This is a genomic window from Pseudomonas sp. C6002, assembly GCF_013385805.1.
In the GTDB taxonomy this organism is placed as follows: Bacteria; Pseudomonadota; Gammaproteobacteria; order Pseudomonadales; family Pseudomonadaceae; genus Aquipseudomonas.
The window spans coordinates 85682-93118 of sequence record NZ_JACAPH010000043.1 but is presented as its reverse complement, the minus strand read 5'-3'; the positions used below and the strand labels follow the sequence as shown (position 1 = coordinate 93118).

At 60.9% G+C, this 7437-nt stretch carries 8 protein-coding genes; 6 read left to right on the top strand and 2 right to left on the bottom strand.

Annotated features, from left to right (window positions below):
- Nucleotides 1–163 precede the first annotated feature (163 nt).
- A complete protein-coding gene (gene olsB, locus HX817_RS28740) occupies nucleotides 164–919 on the top strand; it encodes an L-ornithine N(alpha)-acyltransferase (protein ID WP_008431132.1) in 756 nt (251 codons plus the stop codon).
- Entirely contained in the window at nucleotides 919–1710 is a 792-nt protein-coding gene (locus HX817_RS28735; RefSeq protein ID WP_003219789.1) for a lysophospholipid acyltransferase family protein, read from the top strand. Before olsB ends, HX817_RS28735 begins: the two co-directional genes overlap by 1 nt.
- 109 nt (nucleotides 1711–1819) lie before the next feature.
- Here HX817_RS28735 and HX817_RS28730 read toward each other — a convergent pair whose 3' ends face one another.
- Nucleotides 1820–2404: an ACP phosphodiesterase gene (locus HX817_RS28730; protein ID WP_003219791.1), complete on the bottom strand. Its 585-nt coding sequence runs from the start codon at nucleotides 2402–2404 to the stop codon at nucleotides 1820–1822.
- A gap of 156 nt (nucleotides 2405–2560) precedes the next feature.
- Here HX817_RS28730 and HX817_RS28725 point away from each other — a divergent pair, with 156 nt between their 5' ends.
- Genes HX817_RS28725 through HX817_RS28715 form a run of 3 tightly spaced genes read left to right on the top strand, consistent with a single transcriptional unit; the run spans nucleotide 2561 to nucleotide 5137 of the window.
- Nucleotides 2561–2875, top strand: coding sequence for a helix-turn-helix transcriptional regulator (locus HX817_RS28725; RefSeq protein WP_003219793.1), 315 nt, complete (start codon nucleotides 2561–2563; stop codon nucleotides 2873–2875).
- A gap of 13 nt (nucleotides 2876–2888) precedes the next feature.
- On the top strand, nucleotides 2889–4055 hold the full coding sequence (locus tag HX817_RS28720; RefSeq protein WP_003219795.1) for an MFS transporter: 1167 nt from the start codon (nucleotides 2889–2891) through the stop codon (nucleotides 4053–4055).
- Between the two features lie 26 nt (nucleotides 4056–4081).
- The gene (locus HX817_RS28715) at nucleotides 4082–5137 is read left to right on the top strand and encodes an alkene reductase (protein WP_177041983.1); all 1056 of its coding nucleotides are present in this window, start codon (nucleotides 4082–4084) and stop codon (nucleotides 5135–5137) included.
- A gap of 230 nt (nucleotides 5138–5367) precedes the next feature.
- On the opposite strand, the gene HX817_RS28710 is transcribed toward HX817_RS28715, so the two are convergent.
- Entirely contained in the window at nucleotides 5368–6000 is a 633-nt protein-coding gene (locus HX817_RS28710) for a TetR family transcriptional regulator (RefSeq protein WP_003219798.1), read from the bottom strand.
- A 286-nt stretch (nucleotides 6001–6286) separates the two neighbouring features.
- Between HX817_RS28710 and HX817_RS28705 the strand changes: the two genes are divergently transcribed.
- Entirely contained in the window at nucleotides 6287–7435 is a 1149-nt protein-coding gene (locus HX817_RS28705) for an efflux RND transporter periplasmic adaptor subunit (RefSeq protein WP_003219800.1), read from the top strand.
- Nucleotides 7436–7437: the final 2 nt, after the last annotated feature.

The following is a 7437-nucleotide window of genomic DNA, read 5'->3' as shown; positions in this document are numbered from 1 at the left end:
CGCAGCAACGGATATGTACACAAAAAACACAGCACCCACCGGCGAAATGCCTGTCATCTAAGCGTCACCGTAACTTCATGGAGATGACACCGGCCCTACATAGCCTGACATGGCACAAACAAGTCGACCGGCCGTAACCCTGGCCGGCACTCGGAGACTCGCCATGACTCAGATCGCCCGCATCAGCGACACCGGCAATGAACGCCGCCTGCAAGCCGAACGCCTGATCGGCGCCCAGGCTTTGCAGGAAGCCCAGGCCCTGCGGTTCAACGTGTTCAGCGGCGAATTCAACGCCAAGCTGAAAGGCGCTGAACTGGGCCTGGACATGGATGACTATGATGTTCACTGCAGCCACATCGGCGTGCGGGATTTGAACAGCGGTCGACTCGTCGCCACCACCCGTTTGCTCGATCACCAGGCCGCCACCACCCTGGGCCGCTTCTACAGCGAAGAAGAATTCAGCCTCCACGGCCTGCTGCACCTCAAAGGCCCCATCCTGGAAATCGGCCGCACCTGCGTCGACCCCGCCTACCGCAACGGCGGCACCATCGCCGTGTTGTGGGGCGAGCTGGCCGAAGTCCTCAACCAGGGCGGCTACAGCTACCTGATGGGCTGCGCAAGCATCCCGATGCACGACGGCGGCATCCAGGCCCACGCGATCATGCAGCGCCTGCGCGAACGCTACCTGTGCAACGAACACCTGCGGGCCGAGCCGAAAAAGCCGCTGCCGGCACTGGACCTGCCATCCAACGTCATCGCCGAAATGCCCCCCTTGCTCAAGGCCTACATGCGCCTGGGTGCAAAGATTTGCGGCGAACCCTGCTGGGACGAAGACTTCCAGGTCGCCGACGTGTTCATCCTGCTCAAGCGCGACGAGCTGTGCCCGCGGTATGCCCGCCACTTCAAGGCAGCCATGTGATGAGCCGCCTTCGGGTGTACGGGCGAATTGCCCGCGTGCTGGTGGTGGTGGCCCTGGGTTTGACCATGGCCAGTGTGTTTGGCGTGTTTGAACGTCTGGGCGTGGCCAACTCGATGGTGCGCCGGCAGCGCTGGTCGCGTTTTTTCATGGCACGGCTGACCAACGCCCTGCCCTTTCGCGTGACCGTTCACGGTGAGTTGCCGCAACAGTCGATGCTGTGGGTCAGCAACCACGTATCGTGGACCGATATCCCGCTGCTGGGGATGGTGGCGCCGATGTCGTTCCTGTCCAAGGCCGAGGTGCGCACCTGGCCGGTGGCGGGCTGGTTGGCCGCCAAGGCAGGCAGCCTGTTCATCCGCCGAGGTTCGGGGGACAGCCAGTTGATTCGCAAACAGATGACGCGTCATCTGGAACAACAACACCCGCTGTTGATGTTCCCGGAAGGCACCACCACCGACGGCCGCGCCCTGCGTACGTTCCACGGGCGGTTACTGGCCAGTGCGATTGATGCCGATGTGTCGCTGCAACCGGTGGCGATTCGTTATCTGCGCGATGGCCACATCGACCCGCTGGCACCGTTTATTGGCGACGATGATTTGCTCTCGCACTTGATGCGTTTGTTCGGCAATGACCAGGGCGACGTGGAAATCCATCTGCTCAAGCCGATTGCCTGCGCCGGGCAGGAACGTGCGGCGCTGGCGTTCCAGGCGCAGCAGGCGGTGCAGAAGGCGTTGTTTGGCCCCCTTCCAGAAGCTGAGCAAATGCCAGCGCGGCCAGCATTCGCGGCCTGAAGCGAGCACGGTGAAAAATGTGGGAGCGGGCTTGCTCGCGAAGGCGGTGCATCAGTCAGCAGATTCATAAGCTGACCCACCGCTTTCGCGAGCAAGCCCGCTCCCACATTTATAGTTGTATTGCCAACTGGCTATTTGAGAACCGCTGCAATTCTGGGTAAAACACCCGAAAGTCCTCGCTCAACGGCTCGTACAGCGCTCGTAATTCCTGCATGGCATGGCCCAGTTCTTCGGGCCGTGTCAGGCGCCGGCCAATTCCTCGAAGTACCTGTTCCATCACCGCAAATTCGCGGTACGAACCCAGCCAGTCATCCGCCGCCATGTACGGCGCAATCTGCGCCAGCCGCCCCGGCAACGCCGGTTCTTCGGCGAGCACCCGGTAAACCTCAGAGGTAAATCGCTCCAGCGGCTGATCGGCATATAACGCCCAGTCCCGCGCCAGGCAGTGGTCGAAAAACACATCGAGGACAATCCCGGCATAGCGGCGCCGGGTCAGGGTGAAGCGCGACAGCGCCTGCCCGATCAGCGGATGACTGTCGGTGTAGCGATCGATTGAGCGATGCAACTGAATCGCCGACTCGATTTGCGGGCTGAATTGGCCTTGCAGGCGACCTTTAACAAAGTCGCCATACAGGCTGCCAAGCAATTGAGCAGGAAGTTGGCCGCCGAGGTGCAGATGTGCGAGATAATTCATGGCGCGCAGTCTAGCACTGCCGTCAACGTATCGTTATAACCCGATATACCGATTCAATCTGGTTTAAGACCAAATTCATATTGGTATATCGGGATACAACGATTTAAAGTTCGCCTCATCGCGATATAACGTTTTACAAAACCGAGCATCACTGCCATGTCCATCGACCTCGACGAAATAATAAAAGCCCTGGCGCACCCAGTACGGCGAGACATCCTCAACTGGCTGAAAGACCCGAAAGTGCAATTCCCCGAGCAGCTGCACAACCACGAATACGGCATTTGCGCCGGGCAGATCGACCAGCGCTGCGGGCTGTCTCAGTCCACCGTGTCGGCGCACCTGGCGAACCTGCAACGGGCGGGGCTGATCAGCAGCCAGAAGGCCGGCCAATGGCACTTTTTCAAACGCAATGAGGACGTGATCCAAGCCTTCCTCAAAGCGCTCACCGAAGAACTCAGCGCACCGCTGTAACAAGGACCCATCAATGCCTCTCTCGCTACTCATCCTGGCCTTAAGCGCCTTCGCCATCGGTACCACCGAGTTCGTCATCATGGGCCTGTTGCCCGATGTGGCGGCCGACCTCGGTGTATCGATTCCCGGCGCCGGCTGGCTGGTGACCGGCTACGCCCTGGGCGTGGCCATCGGTGCCCCCTTCATGGCACTGGCCACCGCCAAGCTGCCGCGCAAGGCCGCCCTGGTAGCGTTGATGGGCATCTTCATCATCGGCAACCTGCTCTGCGCCCTGGCCAGTGACTACAACGTGCTGATGTTTGCCCGTGTGGTCACCGCGCTGTGCCACGGTGCCTTCTTCGGTATCGGTTCGGTGGTCGCCGCCAACCTGGTGCCGGCCAACAAGCGTGCTTCGGCCGTGGCGCTGATGTTCACCGGCCTGACCCTGGCCAACGTGCTCGGCGTACCGCTGGGCACCGCGCTGGGTCAGGAAGCGGGCTGGCGCTCGACCTTCTGGGCCGTGACGGTGATTGGGGTGATCGCCCTGATCGGCCTGATCCGCTTCCTGCCGGCCAAGCGTGACGAGGAAAAACTCGACATGCGCGCCGAGCTCAGAGCACTCAAAGGCGCCGGCATCTGGCTGTCGCTGAGCATGACCGCGCTGTTCGCTGCGTCGATGTTCACCCTCTTCACCTACGTCGCGCCGCTGCTGGGGGACGTCACCGGTGTTTCGCCCAAAGGCGTGACCTGGACCCTGCTGCTGATCGGCCTGGGCCTGACCGTCGGCAACATCATCGGCGGCAAGCTGGCAGACAAGCGCCTGGCTGCCACCCTGATCGGCGTGTTCATCAGCATGGCGGTGGTGTCCACCGTCCTGACCTGGACCAGCGTCGCCGTGATCCCGACTGAAATCACCCTGTTCCTCTGGGCCACCGCCTCGTTTGCCGCCGTACCGGCACTGCAGATCAACGTGGTGACCTTCGGCAAGGCCGCACCGAACCTGGTGTCCACCTTGAACATCGGCGCCTTCAACATCGGCAACGCCCTCGGCGCCTGGGTGGGCGGCAGCGTGATTGCCCACGGCTTCGGCCTGACCAGCGTGCCCCTGGCCGCTGCTGCACTGGCCGTGCTCGCGCTGCTGGTGACCCTGATTACTTTCCGTCAGACCGGCGATGCCGACCTGGCCCCCGCGACTAACTGATCAACTAAAGAGAAGGGTGTTATCCCATGACGACTATTTTCGATCCGATCAAACTGGGCGACCTGGAACTGTCGAACCGCATCATCATGGCGCCGCTGACCCGCTGCCGTGCCGACGCCGGTCGCGTGCCCAATGCGCTGATGGCTGAGTACTACGTCCAACGCGCTTCCGCCGGGCTGATCCTCAGCGAAGCCACCTCCGTAACGCCAATGGGCGTGGGTTACCCGGACACCCCGGGCATCTGGTCCAACGACCAGGTTCGCGGCTGGGCCAATGTGACCAAGGCCGTGCACGGTGCAGGCGGCAAGATCTTCCTGCAACTGTGGCACGTGGGCCGGATCTCCCACGAGTCGTACCTGGACGGTGAAACCCCGGTCGCGCCAAGTGCCATCCAGCCTAAAGGCCATGTCAGCCTGGTACGCCCACTGGCCGACTACCCAACGCCGCGCGCCCTGGAAATCGCCGAAATCGCCGACATCGTCGACGCTTACCGCGTAGGCGCCGAGAACGCCAAGGCCGCCGGTTTTGACGGCGTTGAAGTCCACGGCGCGAACGGCTACCTGCTCGACCAGTTCCTGCAAAGCAGCACCAACCAGCGCACCGACAACTACGGCGGCTCCCTGGAAAACCGCGCACGCTTGCTGCTCGAAGTCACTGACGCCGTGATTGAAGTCTGGGGCGCCGGTCGCGTCGGTGTGCACCTGGCACCACGCGCCGACGCACACGACATGGGCGACGCCAACCTGTCGGAAACCTTCACCTACGTCGCCAAAGAGCTGGGCAAGCGTGGCATCGCGTTCATCTGCTCCCGTGAAAAGGAAGCGGGCGACAGCCTCGGCCCACAACTGAAAGCCGCCTTCGGTGGCCCGTACATCGCCAACGAACGCTTCACCAAGGACAGCGCCAACGCGTGGCTGGCTTCGGGCAAGGCTGACGCCGTGGCATTCGGCGTGCCGTTCATCGCCAACCCGGACCTGCCGGCTCGCCTGAAGGCCGATGCACCGCTGAACGAAGCACATCCAGAGACTTTCTACGCCAAAGGCCCGGTCGGCTACATCGACTACCCGACCCTGGCACTCTGATCTGCTGAAACGAAAAAGCCCCGACTTGCGAGAGCCGGGGCTTTTTTATGGGCCGCAGGAAACATTCCTTCACAGCCTTGCAACAATATTGCTACAAAATACTTAGCCAACTACCTATCAACCGCCCGCCAGCCCGTATATAACGTCACCCCACAAAATCAGGGAAAAGCCTGATTGACCAGCCCCGGTGTTTATTGTTGACACAACTGGTCGCAATTACGCATTTTGTCTTAATTGCGCAGGCCAGGGCTCAAGCGCAGCATGTCCAACGCGATATCGACCCAGCGCTCTGCGTCCTGGGCCAACTGGAAACTGTCGGGCACCAGCAGCCACTGGCCGAGAATTCCGTCGATATAGGCGTGCATGCACACCGCGGCACGTACAGTGTCGAGATTCTCCGGAAGCTGCCCGCGATGGACCGCGTTACGCAAGGTCAGCCCGATGCGCAGGTTGCATTCGAGGCTGGCGGTCTGGCGCTGACGGCGCAGATCACACATTTCATCGGTGAATTCGCACTTATGAAACAAAATCTCATTGATGCGCCGGGTCTTCGGGTCCAGGGCCACTTGATGGAACAGATGAATCAGCAGCTTGCGCATGCAACCCAGCGGATCGACCTCGTCCTCGCTCTCACTGGCCCTGGCCAATTCATCCAGCGGCTCGTGCAGCGTATCGAGCATCGCCTGCACCAGGTCGGCCTTGTTGCTGAAATGCCAGTAGATGGCACCACGTGTCACGCCTGCCAGCGCGGCAATATCCGCCAGCGTGGTACGCGCAACCCCGCGCTCGTAGAAGGCCTGCTCGGCCGCTTCAAGAATCTGGCTGCGCGTTTCCTGAGCTTCCTCTTTGGTACGACGAACCATGGCAGTAAAACCTCAATCAGGAGACTTGGGGTGATCGGTAACGCAGACTCAACCGCTGCTAACGACCATCTGAATAATTGTGGGACGACGCCGTCAAGGGCGCCGAACGTACTAGAATCGAGGCTTTGGACGCTGCTTTGTCAACATTCCGCGAAGCCTGTCAAGAGTTTACAAACAACCATGAACGTAAGTATATTGCGTAGCAAGCTACTTATCCACTCAGTGCCTGTTTTTTACCCTTCCACACTTCTTGTGCGCACTCTGCGCGCCTGACCCGAGGATCTTCATGCAACTTAAGCCAGCTGTTACCGCCCTGGTTACTGCCGTCGCCCTGGCATCGCTGCTCAGCGGATGTAAAAAGGAAGAAGCGGCTCCGCCCGCTCAAACCCCTCAGGTCGGCGTGGTCACTATTCAACCTCAAGCCTTTACCCTGACATCCGAGCTGCCAGGCCGCACCACGGCCTATCGCATTGCCGAGGTTCGCCCTCAGGTCAACGGCATCATTCTCAAGCGTCTGTTCAAGGAAGGGGGCGACGTCAAGGAGGGCCAGCAGCTCTATCAGATCGATCCGTCGGTGTATGACGCCTCGCTGAAAAGCGCCCAGGCCAACCTTGCCCAGACCAAATCGATTGCCGATCGCTACAAGCAGTTGGTCGATGAGCAGGCCGTCAGCCGCCAGGAATACGACACCGCCGTGTCCAACCGCATGACCTCTGAAGCCAACGTGCAAACGGCCCAGATCAACGTGCGCTACACCAAGGTGTTTGCCCCGATCTCCGGGCGTATCGGTCGCTCTTCGGTCACCGAAGGCGCGCTGGTCAGCAACGGCCAGACCGACGCCATGGCAGTGATCCAGCAACTGGACCCGATCTACGTCGACGTCACGCAGTCCTCTGCCGAGATGCTGAAACTGCGTCGTGACCTGGAAAGCGGCCAACTGGAAAAAGCCGGCGAAAACGCGGCCAAGGTCAAGCTGACCCTGGAAGACGGCACCGCCTACGGCGTGGAAGGCAAGCTGGAATTCTCCGAAGTCTCGGTCGACGAAACCACCGGTTCCGTGACCCTGCGTGCCGTGTTTCCGAACCCTGACCACACCCTGCTGCCGGGCATGTTCGTCCACGCGCAGTTGCAAGCCGGTGTGAACAGCAAGGCCATCCTGGCACCACAGCAAGGCGTGACCCGCGACCTGAAGGGCATCCCGACCGCGCTGGTGGTGAACAAGGACAACAAGGTCGAGCAACGTGTACTGGTGGCCAACCGTACTACCGGCGCCTACTGGCTGGTGGAAAAAGGCCTGAACGCCGGTGACCGTGTGATCACCGAAGGCCTGCAATTCATCAAGCCGGGCATCGAAGTCAAGGTCAAGGACGCTGATAACGCCAAACCCGCCGGTTCCGCTGCTGCTCCTGCTGCCGCTGCTGGTCAAGGGGAGTAATT

Bases quoted from the DNA above. Each gene is read 5' to 3' on its own strand.
- HX817_RS28710 (WP_003219798.1), bottom strand. From the start codon at position 6,000: ATGGTTCGTCGTACCAAAGAGGAAGCTCAGGAAACGCGCAGCCAGATT.
- HX817_RS28720 (WP_003219795.1), top strand. From the start codon at position 2,889: ATGCCTCTCTCGCTACTCATCCTGGCCTTAAGCGCCTTCGCCATCGGT.
- HX817_RS28730 (WP_003219791.1), bottom strand. From the start codon at position 2,404: ATGAATTATCTCGCACATCTGCACCTCGGCGGCCAACTTCCTGCTCAA.
- olsB (WP_008431132.1), top strand. From the start codon at position 164: ATGACTCAGATCGCCCGCATCAGCGACACCGGCAATGAACGCCGCCTG.
- HX817_RS28725 (WP_003219793.1), top strand. From the start codon at position 2,561: ATGTCCATCGACCTCGACGAAATAATAAAAGCCCTGGCGCACCCAGTA.
- HX817_RS28705 (WP_003219800.1), top strand. From the start codon at position 6,287: ATGCAACTTAAGCCAGCTGTTACCGCCCTGGTTACTGCCGTCGCCCTG.
- HX817_RS28715 (WP_177041983.1), top strand. From the start codon at position 4,082: ATGACGACTATTTTCGATCCGATCAAACTGGGCGACCTGGAACTGTCG.
- HX817_RS28735 (WP_003219789.1), top strand. From the start codon at position 919: ATGAGCCGCCTTCGGGTGTACGGGCGAATTGCCCGCGTGCTGGTGGTG.